This window comes from Kitasatospora sp. NPDC086791 (assembly GCF_040685975.1).
Classification (GTDB): domain Bacteria; phylum Actinomycetota; class Actinomycetes; order Streptomycetales; family Streptomycetaceae; genus Kitasatospora.
The window spans coordinates 97482-117616 of the sequence record NZ_JBFBOC010000017.1; the positions used below are offsets into that span (position 1 = coordinate 97482).

Sequence of the window (20135 nt, forward strand, 5' to 3'; positions counted from 1 at the left end):
CGCATGACCCGGTGCACCGGATGGCGGTGTGCCATCGCGTGACGGTGTGCCATCACGTGGCGGTGTGGCACCGCATGACGGTGAACCACCGCACCACCGCATGACCCCGCAGCACCCCGCACCACCAGCGCAGCAAGCCTGAACCCGGCGCGTTCGCGCGGACGCGCCGGGTTCAGGCCGTGGAGCGCCCGAGTCCCGTCGGAGGGAGCCGTCATGCCGAACCGAGTCCTGCCCGGCCCCCCGCTCCGAGGGGCCCCGGTCGCCGCGCCCGCGCCCGGGCCGGCTCCCACCGCGTCCACCGCGCGCCACGCCCTGGTGCGCGCCACCGTGCTCGCCCGGCCCGCGCAGTCCGCCCCCTCGGCGGCCGTCCGGAGCCTGCTGGCCGACCTCGCCGCCGTCGAGGCCGAGACCGCGGCCCAGCGCGGCGGGCTCTGCGACGACCTGTACGACAGCCGCGCCGGGCACGACGCGGAGTTCCACCGCCGGGTCGTCCTCCCGCTCCGCCGCGACCTGCACAACGGACGCCCGCCCCGCGCCGCGCTGCTCGACCGGCTCGCCGACCTGCCGCAGCGCGTCCCCCGGCTCGCCGCCTGGCTGGACCTGCGCCGGCGGCGCGCCCGGCTGCTGGCCGCGCTCGCCGAGGCCGTGCCGTCCGCGCTCGCCGCCGAACGCGCCGCGCTCGCCGACCTCTGCCGCACGCCCGCCCTCACCCGCGCCGTCGCCCTCACCAGCGCCGACCTGCTGCGCGCGGTCGCCAACACCGCGCGCGAGGCCGGGGCGGCGGGGGAGCGCTCGGCCCGGGCCCGCAAGGAGGAGGCCGCCGTGCTGCGCCACGCGCTGCGGGCCACCACCAAGACCAGCCCGCTGTCCTGGTTCACGGCGGTCGGCTGGTCCTCGGGGGAGGAGGCGTCGGACCGGTCCACGGGACCGGCGGAACCGCCGTACGCGGTGGTCCGGGAGAACCGGACGCTGGTCGCCGCGCTGGTCCAGGCCCTCCTGGACGACCCCCGGCGCAGCCGCACCCTGCCGCACCGGATGGCCGCCGCCGCCCGGGTCGCCGACGGCCGCGCCCACTACGCCCGCAGCGAGGTGGTGTTCGCCGGCGGGCGCTACCTGGTCACCCGCGAGGAGGAGGTCGAACTGGCCGCCCGGCCCGAACTCGCGCTCCTCGCCACGCTCATCGACACCGCCGACACCGCCGACACCGCCGACGTCCCGGATTCTCCGGACACCCCCGACCGGCTCGCCGGCCGCCTCGCCACCGTCCTCGGACGCCCGGGCGAGGACCCGGCCGTGCACCGCTTCGTCGGCCAACTGCTCGCCGCCCGGCTGCTGGTGCCCACCGACCCGGTCGACCCGCAGGACCCGCAGCCGCTGCGGAGCCTCGCCGACTGGCTACGGCCGTGGCCCGAGGACGCCGCGATCGTCGCGTTGATCGACCGACTGGCGCGGTCCACCGCCGAGGTGGCGCACGCCCCGGCCGAGCGCCGCCCGGCGCTGCTGGCCGCGCTCACCGACACCTGGCGCCGGGTGCTGGCCGCCGCCGGCCGGCCCGTCCCCGCCGACGCCGCACCGCTCACCGTCCTCAGCGAGGACGTCCACGCGCCCGCGCCGCCGCAGGCCCGGCCGAGCCCGGCCGACCGCACCGCGCTCGCCGAACTCACCGCGCTGGCCGAGCTGTTCGACCACGGCCACCTGATGCGGCGGGCGGCCCGCGACCGCTTCGTCGCCCGCTACGGGACCGGCGGGGTGTGCGCCACCCCGTGGGAGTTCGGCGCCGAGGCCGCGCAGGCCTGGGCCGACATGGCGGTACCGGCCGAACTGGCCGCGCTGCACACCGAGTTCGCCGCTCTGCCGGAGCGGGACGGCGAACTGGTGCTGCCCGCCGGACGGGTCCGCGCGCTGGCCGCCCGGCTGCCCGACTGGACCGCCGCCCGGCCGCTCAGCTACTCCTGGTTCGTCCAAGCCGACGCCACCGACGGCCTGTTGTGCGTCAACCACGTCTACGGCGGCTGGGGGCGCTTCACCAGCCGCTTCCTCGACGCCACCACGCCGCGGGCCGCCGCCGACGTCGCCCGGCAGATCCGCCGCGGCCTCGGCCCGGGCGCCCGGGCCGCCCAGATCCGGCCGGTCGGCGGCTTCAACGCCAACCTCCACCCCCTGCTGCTCGCCGACGAGATCGGCCCCGACCGGCGGTGGACCAACCTCGCCGAAGCCGACCTCGACCTCGTCCACGACCCCGCCACCGACCAGCTCCGCTTCCGCCTCCGGAGTACCGGCGAGCTGCTGGACGTGCTCTACCTCGGCTTCCTCGCACCGGTCATGCTGCCCCAGCGGATCGCCCCCCTGCTCGCCGACCACCCCAACGGCGTCGTCGACTTCCGCCCGCTGCTGCCCCGTACCGCCGTGGACGCACCCGGCGGCACCGTCACCCGCACGCCGCGCCTGCGCCACCGTCACGTCGTCCTCGCCCGCCGCCGCTGGCACCTGCCGCCCGCCGTCCTGGACGCCCTGCGGGCCGACCTCGCCGCCGACCTCTCCACCGCATCCGGCCCCGAGGGCGTCCCGGCCGCGGCGGTGGCCCGCTGGCGCGCCCTGCTCGACCTCCCCGAGCAGCTGTTCCTGCACCCCGCGCAGGCCACCGCCACGACCACCGGCACTCCCGCCGACGCCTTCGTCGCCCACCTGCGCGCCCCCAAACCCCAACCCGTGGACCTCGGCAACCCGCTGCACCTGTGCCACCTCGCCAAGTGGCTCACCCGCCACCCGCACGGCGCGGTGCTGGAGGAGGCGCTGCCCGCCGTCGCCGGCACGGCGGAGCCGGTCCGGGCGGTCGAGCTGGTGGTGGAGACCTACCGCCCCGGCCGGGCGGGCGCCACCGGGCCCGGCCCGTCCGACAGCGGGTCCGCCGGTCCCTCCGTCAGCGCGTCCGCCCCGTCGTCCGCCCCTTCGCCCGCCCTTCCTTCCGTCCCGCTCCGCCACGCCGAGGAGACGCCCGATGAGTGACCCGGCCGACGGCCCGGAGGCCGTGACCGCCCGCGATGTGGTCCTGACCTACTACCAGCCCGTCAAGGCCGGTGCGCTGCGCGAAGCCGTGCTGCCGCAGGCCCGACGGGCGGAGGCGGACGGGCTGGAGGCGCACGTCGAGCGGCACTGGCGGTTCGGGCCGCACCTGCGGCTGCGGCTGCGCGGTCCGGGCGCCCGGGTGGCCGTCGCGGCCGAGCGGGCGGCCGAGGAGCTGCGGGGGTGGACCGCGGCGCACCCGTCCGTCGCCGACCGCACCGACGAGCAACTGCTGGCCGAGGCCGCCGTCGCCGGCCGGGTCGAGCTGATCGCACCGCCGTACGGGCCGCTGGTGCCGGACAACACCGTCCGGGTGCTGCCCGTCGACCCGGCCGCCGAGGCGGCACTGCAGGCCCTGCTGGGCGCCGAATCCGCCGATCTGCGCGACGAGTTGCTGCGGCTCGGCCTGCCCGCCCTCGGCTCGGCGTGCGACTTCCTCGGTGCGCACGGCGACGTGTCCGAGGCCCGGGTCCAGCTGGTGGTGTCGGCGCTCGCGGCGCATGCCGCCGCGCACCCGGACGGGCTGATCGGCGGACACTACTCGATGCTGTCGCACCTGGAGGACTTCCTCGTCCACGAGGACCCGGACGGCAGCCTGCGGGCCGGCTTCGAACGGCGCTGGGAGCGCGCCGGCGGCGCGGTCACCGCACTGGTGGGCCGGATCACCGGCGGCGGGGCGCGCGGCTGGGAGCAGGACTGGGCGCAGTGGTCGAAGACCGCCTGGACGCTGGCGGAGCGGCGGCTGGCGGCCGGGGCCGACCTCGGCGGCAGCCGCGCGGAGTACCGCGACCGCGCCGCCGCCCTCGGCGATCCCGCCACCGCCGCCCGCTGGGACGGCGAACTGCGCACCCGCTACAGCCAGTTCCACCTGCTGCTGCACCGCTCGGACCCCACCGGCACGATGTGGACCCGCCCGGACTACCTGATCTACCGGGCCTGCACCAACGGCCTCTACCGGCTGCTCGCGATCTGCGACGTGCGGCCGGTGGAGCGCTACCTCGCCGCCCACCTGGTGGTCCGCAGCGTGCCCGAGCTGACCGGGCACCGGTGGCAGGACCGGGTGGACGAGGTCATCGCCGCCGTGGAGGGCGCCGCGTGACGGTCGCCGAGCGGGCCGCCGGAGAGCCGGCTCCCGGAGGGCAGGCCGTCGGGGCGGCCGAGGGGCCGTCGGAGGCCGAGCCGGGCGGAGGACCGGGCACAGAGCCCGGTGCCCTGCGGCCCCACCTGCGCCCGGGCGTGGCGGTGACCCCGCTCCGGGACGGCCTGCACCTGCGCGGGCGCGGCACCAGCCTCACCCTGGAGGGCAGCCGGGCGCTCCCGGCGCTGTGGAAGCTGCTCGCCGCCCGGCTCGCCCCCGGCGCGGACCCGGCGGCGGAGCCCGTCCCAGCACCGCAGGTGGCCGCCGCGCTGGCCACCGTCACCGCGCGGCTGCGCGAGCACGACCTGATCGTGGACCACCCGGACGGTGCCCGGCTGCCCGGCTGGACCGGCGCGGTGGCGGAGGAACCGGGCCGCGCGGCGGCGGCGCTCGCGGCGGCCCACCCGGTGGTGGCCGCCGCCGACCCGGACGGCCCCGTCGCCCGGGCGGTGGCCCGCGCCCTCGTCCGGGGCGGGACGGCCGTGCCCGTGGTGGTCGCCGAACCCGGGCTGCCCGTCGGGCGGGTGGTGGTCTCGGCGGGCGCACCGCCGGTGGCGGTCGCGGTCCAGTGCGGTGCCGAGGGCGGATTCGTCACCGCACCCGCCGACCCGGCCCGCACCCGGGCGGACGCCACCGCCCTCGCGGCCCGACTGGGCGCCGACACGGAAGCCGACGGGGGCGCGGAGGCGAGCGCCGGGCCCGCCCTGAACGCCTTCTCCGCGCTGCTCGCCGCCGCCGGTGCCCAGCGGCTGCTCTGCGCGGTCGCGGGCCTGCCGGACCCGGGCGCGCCGGACGACGACCCGCGCCTGCTCGCCGGCCGTCCCGCCGTGCTGCTCGCCGAGGCCCGCCCGCCGCGCGCCGAGCACCGCCCGTGGGCGGCGGGCGCGGGCGCCGCCGCCGCACCGCCCGAGGACCTCGCCGAGGCCCTGCGCCGGATCACCGCTCTCGGCGATGCCCGGCTGGGCGTGTTCGACGCGCCGTCCCCCGGCGGCCTTCCGCAGCTGCCCCTCGCCCTGGTCTCCTGCGGCACCCCGTCCGGCACCCTGGTGGCCGGCGCGGCCCGGACGGACCTCGCCCGGCTGGCGGCCGCCTGCCGGTCCGCCGAACTGCACCTGGCCGCCGTCGGCGGGGGAGCGGTGCCGGTGGTCGGCGTCGACCCGGACCACGCCCTCGGCCGGGCCCTGCGCCGGGCGGCCCTCGACCTCGCCGCGTCGAACGGACCGGGGCCGGCCGGATCCGCTCCGGCCGGATCGGCTCCCGGAGGACTCGGCCCGGACGGGCCCGACCTGCCGGAGTCGGCCTGGCGGGAGCACCCGCAGGCCGCGCACTGGTGGGAGGTGCTGGCCCGCCGCCTCGGGCGCCCACCCCTACTGACTATTCGTCAACTCCCTAGCTGCCGAGCTTATGTGGCCGAGGTCGAGGGCGGCGGCCGGGCAGTCGAGGCCACCCCCGCCGACGCGGTCGCGCACGCCGTCCTGGCCGCCCTCACCCGCCTCCACGCCCGGGACGGCGGCCCGGCAGCCGGCCACCACACCGCCTTCAGCGGCGCGGCCGCCCCGATCGCCGCCGCCGGCCGCCACCCGGCCGCCTGGACCGACGAGGGCTGGACCGACCGCTGGCTCGCCGAACTCGCCGATCGCGAAACGGACTTGCGCGTCGCACTGCACCGCCTGACCGGCCTGCGCACCGCCCCCTGGCAGCCCGCCACCCCCGCCGCCCGCCCGCTCGCCAACGCCCTGGACGGCTGCGGGTTCACGGCGCTGGTCCGGACCGGAGCCGGCCGATGACCGAACTCCCCGTCCTCACCCCGGCGCAGGCCCTGGCCACCACCGCCGGCACCGCCGTCGTCCACCTCGCCGAGTGGACCCTCGGCCTCGCCGCCGAGCTCAGCCGCCACGCCCTGGCCCACCCCGTCCGCCTGGTCCCGGTGCGCGAGGACGGCGCACTGACCCTGGTCGGCCCGGTGCTGCGCCCCGGCGCCCCGGCCTGCCTCGGCTGCACCGAGTACCAGCGGCTGGCGACCGCCGGCGGCCGGGTGCCCTGGCAGAGCCCGGACCTGGCGCTCGCGGGCACCGGCACCCCCGCCTTCGAGGAGGCGGTGGCCGCGCTCGCCGCCGACCTGGCCGCCGCCTCCGACGAGACCGAGGCCACCGTCCACCTCGTGAACGGTGCCCGGGCCGGCTGGTCCACCCACCGGGTCCGCCCGGTCGGCGGCTGCGCGGTCTGCCGTCCGCTGCCCGCCGACACCTCGGAGGCCGCCCGGCTGCCCGCGACGCCCCGCCCGCTGCCCGACCCGGCGGTGCTGCGCGGCCCCAACGACCGTACGGGGGCGGAGCAGTTGCGGGCCGAACTGCACGACGAGCGCTTCGGCCCGGTCCGCCGGCTGTTCCGCACCGAGGACTCGGCGTTCGCCCTCACCACCGCCTGGGTGACCGACGGCCGCGCGCTGGACGACGGCGGGTACGGGCGGGCGGCGGACTTCCGGTCCAGCGAGCGGGTCGCGCTGTTCGAGGCGGTGGAACGGTACGCGGGCATGCGCCCACTCGGCCGCCGGACCGTCCTGCGGGCCTCCTACGCCGACCTCGCCCGCACCGGCGAGGACGCCCCCGGCTCCGGCGCCGTCCTCGACCCCACCCGGCTCGGCCTGCCCGACGAGGCCCACCCCGGGCACCCCGCCGCCACCACCGTCCCGTACACCCCGGACCTGGTCCTCGACTGGGTCCACGGCTGGTCGCTCACCCACCGCCGCCCGGTCGCCGTGCCCGAGCACGTCGCCTACTGGGACGTGCCCGGCCGCGACCGCCCCCGGGTGGTCTACGAGTCCTCGAACGGCTGCGGGCTCGGCAACAACCCCCAGGAGGCCGCGCTCTACGGCCTGTTCGAGGTCGCCGAGCGCGACGCCTTCCTGATGGCCTGGTACGCGCGCACCCCGCTGCCCGCCATCGCCGTCCCCACCGAGGACCCGCAGATCGCCGACCTCGACGCCCGCGCCCGGCTGCTCGGCTACCGGCTCACCCTGCTCGACGCCACCAACGACCTCGGCATCCCGGCCGTGATCGCCCTCTGCCGCCACCGGGGCGGCCACCCGGACGCCCCGCGCACCCTCCTCGCGGCCGGCGCCCACCACGACCCGCTGACCGCGATCCGCTCCGCCGTCGCCGAGGTGGTCACCAACGTCCAGGAGGGCCCGCACCGCTCCACCGCCCCGGGCGGCCCGCGCGACCCGCAACGGCTGCGGCCGATGCTGGAGCGCCCCGACCTGGTCGTCGGCCTGGACGACCACGTCGGCCTCAACGCCCTGCCCGAGGCCCAGCCCCGGCTGGACTTCCTGTTCGCCGGGCCGCCCCCGGTGCCCTGGACCGAGCGCCTGCCCGGCGCCCCCGCGCCGGTCACCGACCTGACCGACCTGCTGGAGCGGACCGTCGCCCGGCTCGCCGGGGAGGGCCTGGAGGTCATCGTGGTCACCCAGGACGAGCCCGGCACCCGCGACCGGCTCGGCCTGCACTGCGCCAAGGTGATCGTCCCCGGCACGCTGCCGATGACCTTCGGCCACGTCAACCGCCGCACCCGTGGCCTGCCGCGCCTGCTGGAGGTCCCGCACCGGCTCGGCCGCACCCCGCAAGCGCTGCGGCACGACGAACTGCCGCTCCACCCGCACCCGTTCCCCTAGCCGTCCGGGAAGGGCGCGATGACCGTGAAGGAGACGCTCCGACCGTGAAGGACGCGACGACCGTGTACGACGTGACGACGGGGAACGACGCGACGACCGGGCAGCCCGTGTCGACGGGGCAGCCCGCGACGGCCGCGCCCCCGCTGCCGGCCGCCCCCGCCGGACCGGCACCCGGCTGGCACAGCCTGCACCTCGCGCTGCCGCTGCCCGCCCAGGAGACGGACGCCTTCCTCACCGCCGACCTCGCCCCGCTGCTGGACGGCCTCGCGGACACCGACTGGTTCTTCATCCGCTACGGCGAGGGCGGCCCCCACCTGCGGATCCGCCTGCGCCGGACCGGCCCGCCGCCCGCCTCCCTCGCCGCCGACCTCACCCGGCTCGCCACCCGCCGCGCCCCCCTCGACGGACCCTGGACGGCACGGCACGGCGAGGTCACCGAGGTCCCGTACCAGCCCGAGACCGAGCGCTACGGCGGCCCGGCCCTGCTGCCGATCGCCGAGGACCTGTTCACCCACTCCACCCGCACCGCCGTCCACGCCCTGCGCGCCCTGCACACGGCCCCGGACGCCCGCCTGCCGCTCGCCCTCGACCTCGCCCACACCACCGCGCACGCCCTCGGCCTCGACGAACTCGCCGCCTCCCGCTGGCTGCGCCGCCACGCCGCCTCCTGGCGCTGGGTCACCGAGTACCGGGCGCTGCCAGGCGCCGCCGTCCACACCCGGGTCAACACGGTGTTCGCCCGGCAGCGGCAGACCCTGGCCGGGCGCGCCCGGGCCCTGCGCACGGCGCTCGACGCGGGCACGGCCGCGCCCTGGCTGGCGGACTGGGCCGCCCGGGTCGCCGACGCCGACGCCCGGACGCGGGCCGTCGCGGCCCCGGACTCCGCCGAGCGCCTCTCCTGGGTCTGGGCCTCCCAGCTGCACATGCTGTTCAACCGGCTCGGCGTCGGCCCCGACGAGGAACGGGCGGTGTGCCGCCTCGCCGCCCGGACGCTGCTGGAGACCGACCAGCCGTTCACCTTCTTCCCCACCGACCACCACGCCCCGGACCACCAGTACCTGGAGCGCAGCAAGTTCCAGATCGGCCGCACCGAGGACACCACGCTGCGCGACCTGCCGCCCGCCCCGGCCCCGCAGCCCGCGCCCGGCGACGTCCCGCTGCCCGCCGCCCCCCTGCCGGCCGTCACCCTCGCCGAGGCCCTGCACACCCGCCGCTCCAGCCGGGGCCCGCTGACCGGCCCGCTCACCGCCGCCACCCTCGGCGGCATCCTGTGGCCGGCCTACGCCGAGAGCCCCGGCACCGGCCACCGCCCGTACCCCAGCGCGGGCGCCATGCACGCCGTCCGGCTGCGCCTGGTCGCCCTCGACGTCGAGGGCCTGCCCGCCGGCACTTACCAGTGCCTGCCGGAGCACCGCAGCCTGCGCCCGTTCGGCCCGCCGCCCGCCCTCGGGGACCTGAAGGCGTTGTCCTCCTACCTGTCCCGCCCGGCCGCCGACCCGGTGGCGATCGACATCGACCGGACCCCCGCCGTCCTCGCCGTCTACCTCGACCTCGGCCTGCTCCGCCGCCGCTACGGGCTCCGGGCGCTGCGCCTCGGCCTCCTGGAAGCCGGCCACCTCTCCCAGAACCTCCTCCTCACCGCCGCCGCCCACGGCCTCGGCACCACCCCGCTCGGCGGTGTCCAGGACGACCTCGCCCACGAACTCCTGGGCCTGGACGACCTGGAGGAACCGATCCAGTACCTCCTCCCGCTGGGGAGGCCGACGGTGCAGGGGCCGACGGTGCAGGGGGCGGCGGTGCAGCGATCGGCGGTAGAGGGATCGGCGGTGCCCGAACCGGGCGGTACCCGGACCGGCGGCCCCCGGGGAATCGTCAAGCCGCGCCCCGGTCGCCCGGCGGCCTGACGGACCGTCAACTACGAACCCCGGAAGGGGAGCCCGTAGAGTTCCCGGCATGTCGGATGACGAACTGCAGCGGATCAACGACTTCCTGGCCGGGTTCGCCCGCCGGAGAGCCGAGCGGACGGTCGAACTCCCGGGCGGGTTCGCCGTGTTCGACGACCGCTTCGCGGGCTCCTGGTCGAACAACCAGGTGTTCGTGGACCGCGTGGACGTGGAGCCGGCCGTCCTGCCAGGCCTGGTCGACGAGGTGATGGCCGAGCGGCCGTTCCGTGTGGCGGCCGTGCTGGACGGAGAGTTCGGGCAGGCCTGCGCCGAGCCCTTCCGGCGGGCCGGGTACCGGCACAGCACCTACCTGGTGATGCTGCACACCGGCCCGGTTCCCGCCGCCGAGGGCCGTACCGCCGAGGGCCGCACCGTCGAGGAGGTCGACCTGGAGGCGCTCCGCGAGCCGCTCGCGGCGAGCTGGCGCACGGCGCTGCCGGACGCGGGCGAGGAGGTGGTCCGGCTGCTGGTCGACCGGCGGGAGACGTGCCGACGGGGGGCCGAGCACGTCCGGTTCCTCGGCTCGCGGGCGGCGAACGGCGAGGTGGCCGCCTGGACGGACCTCTACCTCGAACCCGCCCTGGGGATCGCCCAGATCGAGGACCTGATGACCGCCGAGCCACACCGGCGGCGCGGCCACGCCGACGCCGTCCTCGCCGCCGCGCTGCGCCGTGCGGCGGAGGCCGGCTGCGGCACCCGCTTCCTGATCGCCGAGTCCGACGACTGGCCGCGGGAGTGGTACGCGCGCCGGGGCTTCGAGGTCATCGGGCGCATCCACGGCTTCGAGCGCACCTGATCCGGGCGCGCCCCCCGCCACCGGTGCCGACGGGTTCCGGTTCCGAGGGGGCCGGGCGCGGGGCACCGGCCGCCGTCGTCGCGGACCCGGCCGCCGGCGCGGGGTGTCAGTCCGCGAGGCCGAGCGGGTCGGGGGCGGTGTCCAGCAGCTCGGGGCCGTTGTTGCGGACGCTGTTGACGGTGGGGGAGACGGCGCGCACCCGCAGGTCGCCGTCGGCGGGGCGGCGCAGCAGGTGGTGGAGTTCGGCGGGGTCGGTGCGGGCGGGGGAGAGCCAGTCGGGGACGTCGTCGGGCGCGATGGTGAGCGGCATCCGGTCGTGGACGCGCCCGGCGCTGTCGGTGGCGTCGGTGGTGATGACGGTGGCGGTGGCGAGCCAGGCGAGCGGGTCGTCGTCGGGGCGGGTGCGGTCGCGCCAGAACTCGTAGAGCCCGGCCATCAGCAGCACGCCGCCGGTGCTGAGGAAGTACGGCTGCTTGTACGTCTTGCGGTCGGCGGTGGCGGGCACCTCGCGCCACTCGAAGTAGCCGTCGGCGGGGATGACGCAGCGGCGGGCGGTGAAGGCCTTGCGGAAGGCGGGCTTGGTGGCGACGGTCTCCGAGCGGGCGTTGATCATGCGGGCGCCGCCGGACGGGTCCTTGGACCAGGACGGGACCAGGCCCCAGCGCAGCGGGCGCAGTTGGCGCAGCACCTCGCCGGTGTCCCGGTCGACGCGTTCCAGGACGGCCGGGACGGGATCGGTGGGGGCGACGTTCCAACTGGGCGCGAAGGTCTCGGCCGGGTCCCAGCGGAGCTCTCCGAGCAGCGAGACGAGGTCCTGGGGCGTGGTGGTGGAGACGAAACGGCCGCACATGCTCCCCAGCCTGCCACCCGGGACCGACAATCGGCGTGTGGCCCGGTTCTCAGCGCGGCGCGTGGCCGCCCGGGGTGTGGCCGAAGGCGCGGCGGAAGACGTCGATGAAGGCGCTGGCGGAGGACCAGCCGCAGCGGTGCGCGACGGTGGTGACCGGCAGGCCCTCGGCGAGCAGCACCAGGGCCTGGTGCAGCCGCAGTTGGGTGCGCCACTGAGGGAAGGTCATGCCGAGGTCGGCCCGGAAGAGCCGGGAGAGGGTCCGTTCGCCGGCGCCGACGGCGCGGCCGAGCTCGGCGAGCGTGCGGCGGTCGGCGGGGTCGGCGTCCAGCAGGGCGCACACCGCGCGCAGCAGCGGCGCGGTGGGGGTGGGCAGGTGGAGCGGCTGCCGGGGTGAGGCGCGAAGCTGGTCGAGCAGGACGGCGCGCAGCCGGGCGCGTTCGGGGCCGCGGTCCGCGGGGGTGCGGGTGTAGGCGACGATCAGCTCGCGCAGCAGCGGGCCGACGGCGAGGACGGTCGGCCGGTCGAGGGCGAGCGGGTTGTCGGTGGCGGGCAGGCCGACGAGGTGGAGCTCGAGGGCGCCGTGGGCCCGGTGGGCGTGGACGGTGCCGGCCGGGATCCACACGGCGCGGTTGCCGGGGGCGACCCAGCAGCCGGCGTCGGTGGTGATGCTCAGGACGCCACGGGCGGCGTAGGCGATCTGGTGGTCGTCGTGCCGGTGCGCGTCGATCCCGCCGCCGGGCGGCAGGAGGCCGACGCGGGTCGGGGCGACGGGATCGTGGCGGATTTCCGGCATGACCCGGCAGATTATCGGAAGTCCGACCGGGGTCGTGGCCCCGAGCATGGCGGCATGTCGAAGCGAACGCACCACGGCAGGTCGATCCTGCTGCTCTCCGTCGGTCATGCCTGCGTGGACGTCTACCAGGGCGCGGTGGCGGCCCTGGTGCCGTTCTTCGTGGCCGAGCGACACTACGGCTACGCCGCCGTGTCCGGGGTGGTGCTCGCCGCCTCGCTGCTGTCCTCGGTGGCGCAGCCGCTGTTCGGGGCGCTCACCGACCGCCGTCCGCTGCCCTGGCTGCTGCCGGTCAGCACGTTGCTGGGCGGGGTGGGCATCGCGCTCAGCGGGGTGAGCGGTTCGTACGGGCTGACGCTCGCCTTCGTGGCGCTGTCCGGGGTCGGGGTGGCGGCCTACCACCCGGAGTCGGCCCGGGTGGCCAGGCTGGCGGCGCGGCGGGCGCCCGGCGGGCGGGGCGGCCACCGGGGGATGGCCTGGTTCTCGCTGGGCGGCAACCTGGGCTTCGCGGCGGCCCCGCTGCTGGTCGCCGCCGTGGTCGGGGCCGGTGGACTGCGGCTGACCCCGCTGCTGGTGCTGCCGGCGCTGGCGGGCACCGTGCTCTGCCTGCCGGTGCTGCGGGAACCTGAGCGGCGGCGCGCGGCCGGGGCGGAGCCGCCGCAGCCGTCGGCGGCGGACGACCGGGGCTCCTTCGTGAAGCTGTCGCTGGCGGTGGTGTGCCGCTCGATCACCTTCGTGGGGCTGAGCACCTTCCTCTCGCTCTTCGTCGCCCAACGCCTCGGCGGCGGGGCGGCAGCGGGCCCGGCGGGTGGTGCGGCGGGTGGTACGGCAGCGGGCACGGCGGCGCTGGTGGTGCTGTACGCGGGCGGCGCGGTGGGCTCGGTGCTGGGCGGTGCGCTGGCGGACCGCTGGGGGCGGGTCGCGGTGGCCGGCTGGTCGTACCTGGTGGCGGCGGTCGCGGTGGCCGGGGTGCTGCTGGTGCCGGGGCCGGCGCTGTACCTGTTCGTGGCGCTGACCTCGGCGGGGCTGTACGTGCCGTTCTCGCTGCAGGTCACGCTGGGGCAGGACTACCTGCCGTCCCGGATCGGCACGGCGAGCGGGATCACCCTCGGGCTGACGGTCAGCATCGGCGGCCTGGCGGGCCCGCTGATCGGCGCCCTCGCGGACGCGACCTCGCTGCGCACGGCGCTGCTGCCGCTGGTGCTGATGCCGGTGCTGAGCTGGGCGCTGTTCCGGGCCCTGCCGGAGCCGGTGGCGCCGGAGTCGGTGGCGTCGGAGTCCGTGGCGTCGGCGCGGCGCGGGGAGCCGGCGCAGCAGGGGGAGGCGGCGCAGGCCGGGGCGTAGACCTCACCGCTTTCGTTCGTTTCTGATACGGTCGTTTTCAGAACGATCGATCGATGGGTGGGCGATATGCGGATGTTCGGCAGACGTCGGTGGCTCTGGGGGTCGCTGCTGACCGTGGCGGTGCTGCTGGCGGGGGCGGTCGGGTGGGTCGGGTACCAGAACGCGTACGACCTCGACGAGGAGCGGGTCACCATCACCGGCGGCAAGCAGCCGCTGCAGGGCGTCCTCGCCCGCCCGACCGGCGGCCACGGCCCGTACGGGCTGGTCGTGTTCGTCCACGGGGACGGCCCGGTCGACGCCACCCACGACACCTTCTACCGGCCGGTCTGGGAGGCCATGGCCAAGGCCGGCTACGCGACGCTCTCCTGGGACAAGCCGGGCGTCAACGGCGCCCCCGGCAACTGGCTGGACCAGAGCATCCAGGACCGCGCCGACGAGACCCTCGCCGCGATCGCCTGGGCCAAGGGGCGGTCCGGCATCGACCCCGCCCGGATCGGCCTCTGGGGCGCCAGCCAGGCCGGTTGGGTGATGCCCAAGGCGGCCCGGCAGTCCCCGGACGTCTCGTTCGTGATCGCCGTCGCCCCCGCGATCAACTGGCTCCGGCAGGGCCGCTACAACCTCCTCGCCGAACTGCGGGCCCGCCACGCCTCGCCGGAGGAGACCGCGGCCGCCGTCGCCCGCAGCGACCGCAACCGCGCCGCCCTGCAGGCCTCGGGCACCTTCGAGCAGTACCGCGCCGCGGGCGGCGACGTCGACGGTCTCACCCCGGAGCGCTGGTCGTTCGACAAGCGCAACCACCTCGCCGACGCCACCGACGACCTCGCCGCCGTCCGGGTGCCGGTGCAGCTGATCCTCGGCGGCCGGGACGTCAACGTCGACAGCGACGACACCGAGGCCGGCTACCGCCGCATCCTCACCGCCCCCGGGCAGCTCCGGGTGCTCCGCTTCCCGGACGCCACCCACACCATGGTCTCCCAGGACGTCGAGGACTCCGAGCTCAGGAGCACCTTCCTCGCCGTCGCCGCACCGCGCTCGCTCTTCACCGCCGGATACCTCGACGGCATGCGGCAGTTCCTGACCTCGCTCCCGCTCGACCACCGGAAGGGATGACGACGATGAAGGTGCTCGCCCTCGGCGGAGCCGGCGCGATGGGCCGGGTCGCCGCCCGCGTCGCGGCCGCGCTGCCCGGCGTCCACGAACTGGTGATCGCCGACCGCGACCTGCCCGCCGCCCGCCGTACGGCCGCCGCACTCGCCGCCGCGACGGCCGTCCCGGTACGGGCCCTGCGGGTGGACGTCACCGACGCGGCGGAACTGCGCGCCGCCCTCGGGGAGGCCGACGCCGTGCTGAACACCGTCGGGCCCTACTACCGCTTCGGCCTCGACGTCCTGCGCGCCGCGATCCGCACCGGGACCCACTACCTGGACATCTGCGACGACTGGGAACCCACCCTCGCGATGCTGGACCTGGACGAGGAAGCCCGCGCCGCCGGGGTCCGCGCCGTGATCGGCATGGGCGCCAGCCCCGGGGTCAGCAACCTGCTCGCCGCCCGCGCCGCCGCGCGCCTCGACACCCTGACCGACGTGTACACCGCCTGGCCGGTCGACGTCGCGCCCCAGCCGGACGGCGCGCCGCCCGACACCTCGCTCCGCGACCCGAACGGCGCGGTGTCGGCGGCCGCAGTGCACTGGATGCAACAGATCAGCGGCACGGTCGCGGCGGTCGAGGGCGGCCGGATCGTGCGGTGCGCCCCGCTGCGTCCGGTCACCCTCGACCTGCCCGGCGGCCACCGGGGGACGGCGTACACCGTCGGCCACCCGGAGCCGGTCACCCTGCACCGCAGCCTGCGACCGGGCGGCCGGGCGGCGAACCTGATGGTGATCCGGGCCGGCACCGCCGCCTACCTGGACGTGCTGCGCGACGACCTCGACGCCGGCCGGCTCAGCAACGAGACCGCCGCCGCCGACCTCGACAGCCCCACCCTGCGCCGCACCCTGCGGGCCGCCGCCCGGGCTCCCCGCCTGCGCGGCCCGGGGACCCTCCCGCCGTTCTTCGCCGCCGCCGTGGGGACGCGTGACGGACGGCTGGCGGCTGCCCTGGTACACCTCAAGGGCGCGGAGCGGCTGCTGGCCGACATGGCGGAGTCGACCGGGGTCCCGGCGGGGCTGGGGCTCGGTCAACTGCTGGACGGGACGGTCGGAGCGGCGGGGGTGCACGCGCCGGAGGCGGTGATCGACGGGGAGCGGTTCTTCCGCGAGCTGGCGCGGGAGTGCCCGGGGGTCGAGGTGGTGGAGGAGTTGTAGGGGGGGTGCTCTGGCTGTACTGGTCCGGAGGCCGCTCCGCGGCCGGGCCCGGTCGGGTGACGCGGGGTGCCGGGGCCCGGCGGGAGGGGAGGCGTCGGGGGAGGGGCGGGTCAGGGGGCCGGGGTTTCCGGCTCGGGGGTGTCGTGCGGGGCGCGGATCGGGGCGGAGCGTGCGGGGTTGCGGGGTGCGGCGCGCTCCCCGGCGTTCCGGCAGGTGCCGCAGGTGTCCCAGTGCGGGTGGGCGGCCGCCCGGCCGGGGTCGGTCGGCCGGAGCGGGGCGAGGGTCATCTCGGAGGTGTCCAGTCCGCAGAGGGTGAAGGGCCCGCACAGGCCCGAGGCCTCGGCGGGCGCGGTGTGCGCGCGGCGCACCGGGAGATCGGGGCGGGCCGGGGCGAAGTCGGGGCCCAGCAGCCGGAGATTGGTCGGGGTGTCGGGTTCCAGCACGATGACGGTGTCCATCCCCCCAACGTCTCCCCGGGGTGGGCCGACTGCACCCGCACAGTGGCATCCGGACCAGCCGCACGGTGTCCGGACCATTCGCACGGCGGCCGGACCGGTCGTACGGTGTCCGGCCGCCGCCCGTCCGGAGCGTCGGGGCGCGGCGCCGGGCTCAGCGCCCGAGCGCCGCGAGCGTGTCGTCCAGCGTGGGGCCGCCGGGGCGCGGGCGGTTGTACGGGAGCCTGGCGAGCATCGAGCCCATCGTGCAGGTGTTGGTCAGCGCGGAGTGGGCCAGCCCGGCGCCGACGGCGGCGGAGAGCCAGCGGGCGCGCGGCCGGACGAGACCGACCAGCACCCCGGCCACGACGAGCGAGCCGGCCAGCAGCCGGACCTGCCGGTCCATCGCCCACACCGCGCGGGCGCCGGCGGTCCTGGCCAGCGGCTGCCCGGCGCCCGACCAGGCGTTGGTGCCGCCGGTCAGGGTGAGGGTCGGGATCCCGGCCGCGGCCAGCCGGCGACAGGCGTCGTCGGCGCGCGGCCCGGCGGCGCAGACCACGGCCAGCCGGTTCCGCTCGGCGGCGCCGCGCAGCGCGGGCAGGGCGCGGTCGAGCTGGTCGAGCGGGATGTTCAGTGCGCCGGGGATGTGGCCGGCGGCGTACTCGCCGGGGGAGCGGACGTCGATGAGGGTGAGCTGCCCGAGGCGGGGCCGGAGCTGCTCGACGGTCAGCGGCGTGGGCATGGGGGTCCTCTCGGAATGGTGGGGGGAGGTGGCCGGGGCGGCCGTTGGGGAGGGGGAAAGGGGGGCCGGCTGACCGGCCTCGGCGTGACGACCGGCTCGGCGTGACGACCGGTTCGGTGCGGTGATCGGCTCCGTGCGGTGGTCAGCTCAGCGCGGTGACCAGCATCAGCGCGGCGACGGCGAGCAGGGCGATGGCGAAGGCCTTCCGCAGGGTCTGCCCGCTGAGCTTGTCGGCGAGGCGTTTGCCGTCCCAGGCGCCGAGGATCGCGGCGCCGGTGAAGGGGGCGGCCACGGCCCAGTCGATCCCGCCGGTCGCGCCGAGCCGGGGCAGCAGGGCGGCGAGCGAGTTGGCGGTGATGACCAGCAGGCTGGTGCCGACCGCCTCGGCCATGGTGAAGGCGAGCACCGAGACCAGGGCGGGGACGGCGAGGAAGCCGCCGCCGACGCCGAGCAGTCCGGTGACGGCGCCGAGCCCGGCGCCCGCCGCCGTGGAACGTCCGGCGCCGGCGGCGGAACGCTCCTGCTTCGCGGCCTTGGGCGGCATCAGCATCCGCCAGGCCGCGAGCGCCGCCAGCACCGCGAAGGCACCGGTCAGCAAGGCGCCCGGCAGGTGCGCGGACAGGGCTCCGGCGGCCGCCGCCATGGGGAGTCCGGCGGCGGCGAACAACGCTCCGGTCCGCCACCGGACCCGGCCCGCCCGGGCGTGGGCGAGCAGCCCGGTCATCGAGGTGGCGGCGACGATCACCAGGCTGGCCGTGGTGGCCGTTGCCGGGCTGAAGCCGAGCAGGTAGACCAGGGCGGGCACGGCGAGCATGCTGCCGCCACCGCCGAGCCCGCCCAGCGCCAGCCCGACCACCGCACCGGCGGCGAGCGCCAGGAGCAGCGCGGTCATATCACGTGCCCGGACTCGCCACGAGGTGTGGTGACCGGCAGACCGGCCCGGGCCCAGGCCCCCATGCCGCCGGCCACGTTCAGCACCTCGACGCCGCGCTGGGCGAGCAACTCCGCCGCGCGCTGGGACCGGTGGCCGGAGCGACAGATCGCGAGCACGGTCCGTCCGACCGCTGCGGGCGGCAGCGGGACGCCCGCGGCCAGGGCGATGAGCGGCTGGTGCAGCGCGCCGGGGGCATGGCCGGCGGCGAACTCGCCGCCCTCCCGGACGTCGAGCAGGACGGCGGCGCCGGTGCGGGCGAGTTCCCGGGCCTGGGCGGGCGTGGTCTGCCCGGGGCCTCCCCGGTCGGGGAGGTTCCGGTCGGGGGAGTTCCGGTCGGGAGCGGACGGCAGCTGGGGCAAGGGACCCTCCAGTGGTGCGGGCCGGACGACGAGTGGTCCGGCGGATCGGGGGTGCCGCGGCCGCCGCCCGTACGGGCCGGACGGCCCGGTGCAACGGCGGCGCGGCGTGGGTGCAGCGGTGATGTCGGCGCTTCCCCGGCCCCGCGCGACCTTGGATCGGTGGCGGCGGCCGGTCCCTCTCGACGCCCACCATAGTACCCCCGGGGGTATTATCGAAATCGTTCGGCGATACCCCGGCCGGTATCGGCCCCTGCGGCCGCAGAGCGACTCATATACCAAGGGGGGTATCGAGACCGCGCCGCGGCGCCCGCCGCCGCCCGCCACCCAGGAGGGTTACCCGTGTACTTCGCCCAGTTCTACCTCGACTGCCTCTCCCAGGCGTCCTACCTGGTCGCCGACGAGCGCACCGGGCGCGCGGTCGTGGTCGACCCGCGCCGGGACGTCGACGAGTACGTCGCCGACGCCGAGGCGCGCGGGCTGACCGTCGTCGGGGTCATCAACACCCACTTCCACGCCGACTTCCTGGCCGGCCACCTCGAACTGGCCGACCGTACCGGCGCGTGGATCGGGTACGGGCAGCGGGCGGAGACCGAGTACCCGATCCGCAAGCTCGCCGACGGCGAACGGATCGAACTCGGCGAGGTCACCCTGCAGATCCTGGAGACCCCCGGCCACACCCCCGAGTCGATCAGCGTCCTGGTCTACGAGCAGCCCGACGACACCGTCCCGTACGGCGTGCTCACCGGCGACGCGCTGTTCATCGGCGACGTCGGCCGCCCCGACCTGCTCGCCTCCACCGGCGTCACCGCCGACGAGCTCGGCGCCATGCTCTACGACAGCGTGCACCGCAAGCTGATGGCCCTGCCCGACGAGACCCTGGTCTTCCCCGCCCACGGCGCCGGTTCCGCCTGCGGCAAGAACCTCTCCACCGAGAAGCGGTCCACCATCGGCGCGCAGCGCCGGACCAACTACGCCTGCCGGCCCATGGACCAGGACACCTTCGTCCGCATCGTCACCGCCGGCCAGTCCACCGCCCCCGCCTACTTCGGCCACGACGCCGCCCTCAACCGGCAGGACCACCCGCTGCTCGACCGCACCACCGCCGCCCGCCCCCTGTGCCCCGAAGGCTTCCAGGAAGCCCGCACCGCGGGCGCCGTCGTCCTCGACGCCCGCAGCCCCCAGGACTTCGGCGCCGGACACCTGCGCGGAGCCGTCAACGTCCCCCTCGACGGCCGCTTCGCCGAACAGGCCGGCACCGTCCTCACCCCCGACAGCACCCTCGCGATCATCGCCCCGCAGGACCGCGAGGACGAGGTCGTCACCCGCCTCGCCCGCATCGGCTTCGACCGCGTCGCCGGCTACCTGCGCAACCCCGGCACCGCCCTGCCCGCCCTCGCCGACGACCTCACCCCCGCCAACCGCCTCACCGCCGACCAGCTCCGCACCGCCCTCGCCGCCGAGCGGCCCCCCACCGTCCTGGACGTCCGCACCTGCGCCGAACGCGAAGCCGGCTCCATCGAAGGATCCCTCCACATCCCCCTGGCCGAACTCCCAGCCCGCCTCACCGAACTCCCCACCGACCGCCCCCTCGTCGTCCACTGCGCCGGCGGCCACCGCTCCTCCGTCGCCGCCAGCCTGCTCCGCCACCACGGCCACCCCGACGTCTCCGACCTCCTCGGCGGCTACACCGCCTGGCACACCCACACCCACACCCGCCCCGCCCGGGCCTGAACCCAGCCGTCCCTGCCCGCCCCCGTCCGGGTCGCGGC

16 protein-coding genes are annotated in these 20135 nt (G+C 77.1%); 10 read left to right on the forward strand and 6 right to left on the reverse strand.

Features of this window, described 5'->3' with window-relative positions; all coding sequences use genetic code 11:
- The first annotated feature begins 213 nt into the window (after positions 1 to 213).
- From AB0Q99_RS22360 to AB0Q99_RS22385, 6 genes are read left to right on the forward strand one after another with little or no spacing between them, the layout of a single operon-like run.
- Positions 214 to 3006, forward strand: coding sequence for a lantibiotic dehydratase (locus AB0Q99_RS22360; protein ID WP_363574400.1), 2793 nt, complete (start codon positions 214 to 216; stop codon positions 3004 to 3006).
- On the forward strand, positions 2999 to 4162 hold the full coding sequence (locus tag AB0Q99_RS22365) for a hypothetical protein (protein WP_363574402.1): 1164 nt from the start codon (positions 2999 to 3001) through the stop codon (positions 4160 to 4162). Before AB0Q99_RS22360 ends, AB0Q99_RS22365 begins: the two co-directional genes overlap by 8 nt.
- Entirely contained in the window at positions 4159 to 5988 is a 1830-nt protein-coding gene (locus tag AB0Q99_RS22370; protein WP_363574404.1) for a hypothetical protein, read from the forward strand. Before AB0Q99_RS22365 ends, AB0Q99_RS22370 begins: the two co-directional genes overlap by 4 nt.
- A complete protein-coding gene (locus AB0Q99_RS22375; RefSeq protein WP_363574406.1) occupies positions 5985 to 7871 on the forward strand; it encodes a TOMM precursor leader peptide-binding protein in 1887 nt (628 codons plus the stop codon). The genes AB0Q99_RS22370 and AB0Q99_RS22375 overlap by 4 nt, the downstream gene beginning before the upstream one ends.
- A gap of 44 nt (positions 7872 to 7915) precedes the next feature.
- A complete protein-coding gene (locus AB0Q99_RS22380) occupies positions 7916 to 9775 on the forward strand; it encodes a thiopeptide-type bacteriocin biosynthesis protein (protein WP_363574408.1) in 1860 nt (619 codons plus the stop codon).
- A 49-nt stretch (positions 9776 to 9824) separates the two neighbouring features.
- Entirely contained in the window at positions 9825 to 10610 is a 786-nt protein-coding gene (locus AB0Q99_RS22385) for a GNAT family N-acetyltransferase (protein ID WP_363574410.1), read from the forward strand.
- 106 nt (positions 10611 to 10716) lie between these two features.
- Here the strand turns inward: AB0Q99_RS22385 and AB0Q99_RS22390 are convergent, their stop codons facing one another.
- Both AB0Q99_RS22390 and AB0Q99_RS22395 read right to left on the reverse strand, forming a co-directional pair.
- Positions 10717 to 11460, reverse strand: a complete 744-nt coding sequence (locus AB0Q99_RS22390) for an SOS response-associated peptidase (RefSeq protein WP_363574412.1) — start codon at positions 11458 to 11460, stop codon at positions 10717 to 10719.
- Between the two features lie 49 nt (positions 11461 to 11509).
- Positions 11510 to 12253, reverse strand: coding sequence for a helix-turn-helix transcriptional regulator (locus AB0Q99_RS22395; protein ID WP_363574414.1), 744 nt, complete (start codon positions 12251 to 12253; stop codon positions 11510 to 11512).
- A 54-nt stretch (positions 12254 to 12307) separates the two neighbouring features.
- On the opposite strand from AB0Q99_RS22395, the gene AB0Q99_RS22400 reads away from it, so the two are divergent.
- The 3 genes from AB0Q99_RS22400 to AB0Q99_RS22410 all read left to right on the forward strand — a co-directional run bounded on the left by AB0Q99_RS22400 (position 12308) and on the right by AB0Q99_RS22410 (position 15897).
- Positions 12308 to 13594, forward strand: coding sequence for an MFS transporter (locus AB0Q99_RS22400; protein ID WP_363574415.1), 1287 nt, complete (start codon positions 12308 to 12310; stop codon positions 13592 to 13594).
- Positions 13595 to 13666: 72 nt separating this feature from the next.
- Complete coding sequence (locus tag AB0Q99_RS22405; RefSeq protein ID WP_363574417.1) at positions 13667 to 14704, forward strand: alpha/beta hydrolase; 1038 nt, start codon at positions 13667 to 13669, stop codon at positions 14702 to 14704.
- Positions 14701 to 15897: a saccharopine dehydrogenase NADP-binding domain-containing protein gene (locus AB0Q99_RS22410; protein ID WP_363574419.1), complete on the forward strand. Its 1197-nt coding sequence runs from the start codon at positions 14701 to 14703 to the stop codon at positions 15895 to 15897. The genes AB0Q99_RS22405 and AB0Q99_RS22410 overlap by 4 nt, the downstream gene beginning before the upstream one ends.
- A gap of 110 nt (positions 15898 to 16007) precedes the next feature.
- Here the strand turns inward: AB0Q99_RS22410 and AB0Q99_RS22415 are convergent, their stop codons facing one another.
- From AB0Q99_RS22415 to AB0Q99_RS22430, 4 genes are all read right to left on the reverse strand, one after another.
- A complete protein-coding gene (locus AB0Q99_RS22415; protein ID WP_363574421.1) occupies positions 16008 to 16355 on the reverse strand; it encodes a hypothetical protein in 348 nt (115 codons plus the stop codon).
- Positions 16356 to 16506: 151 nt separating this feature from the next.
- On the reverse strand, positions 16507 to 17073 hold the full coding sequence (locus tag AB0Q99_RS22420; RefSeq protein ID WP_363574423.1) for a rhodanese-like domain-containing protein: 567 nt from the start codon (positions 17071 to 17073) through the stop codon (positions 16507 to 16509).
- A 142-nt stretch (positions 17074 to 17215) separates the two neighbouring features.
- Positions 17216 to 17965, reverse strand: coding sequence for a sulfite exporter TauE/SafE family protein (locus AB0Q99_RS22425; RefSeq protein ID WP_363574425.1), 750 nt, complete (start codon positions 17963 to 17965; stop codon positions 17216 to 17218).
- On the reverse strand, positions 17962 to 18357 hold the full coding sequence (locus tag AB0Q99_RS22430; RefSeq protein ID WP_363574466.1) for a rhodanese-like domain-containing protein: 396 nt from the start codon (positions 18355 to 18357) through the stop codon (positions 17962 to 17964). The genes AB0Q99_RS22425 and AB0Q99_RS22430 overlap by 4 nt, the downstream gene beginning before the upstream one ends.
- 348 nt (positions 18358 to 18705) lie before the next feature.
- Here AB0Q99_RS22430 and AB0Q99_RS22435 point away from each other — a divergent pair, with 348 nt between their 5' ends.
- The gene (locus tag AB0Q99_RS22435) at positions 18706 to 20097 is read left to right on the forward strand and encodes a rhodanese-like domain-containing protein (protein WP_363574427.1); all 1392 of its coding nucleotides are present in this window, start codon (positions 18706 to 18708) and stop codon (positions 20095 to 20097) included.
- Positions 20098 to 20135: the final 38 nt, after the last annotated feature.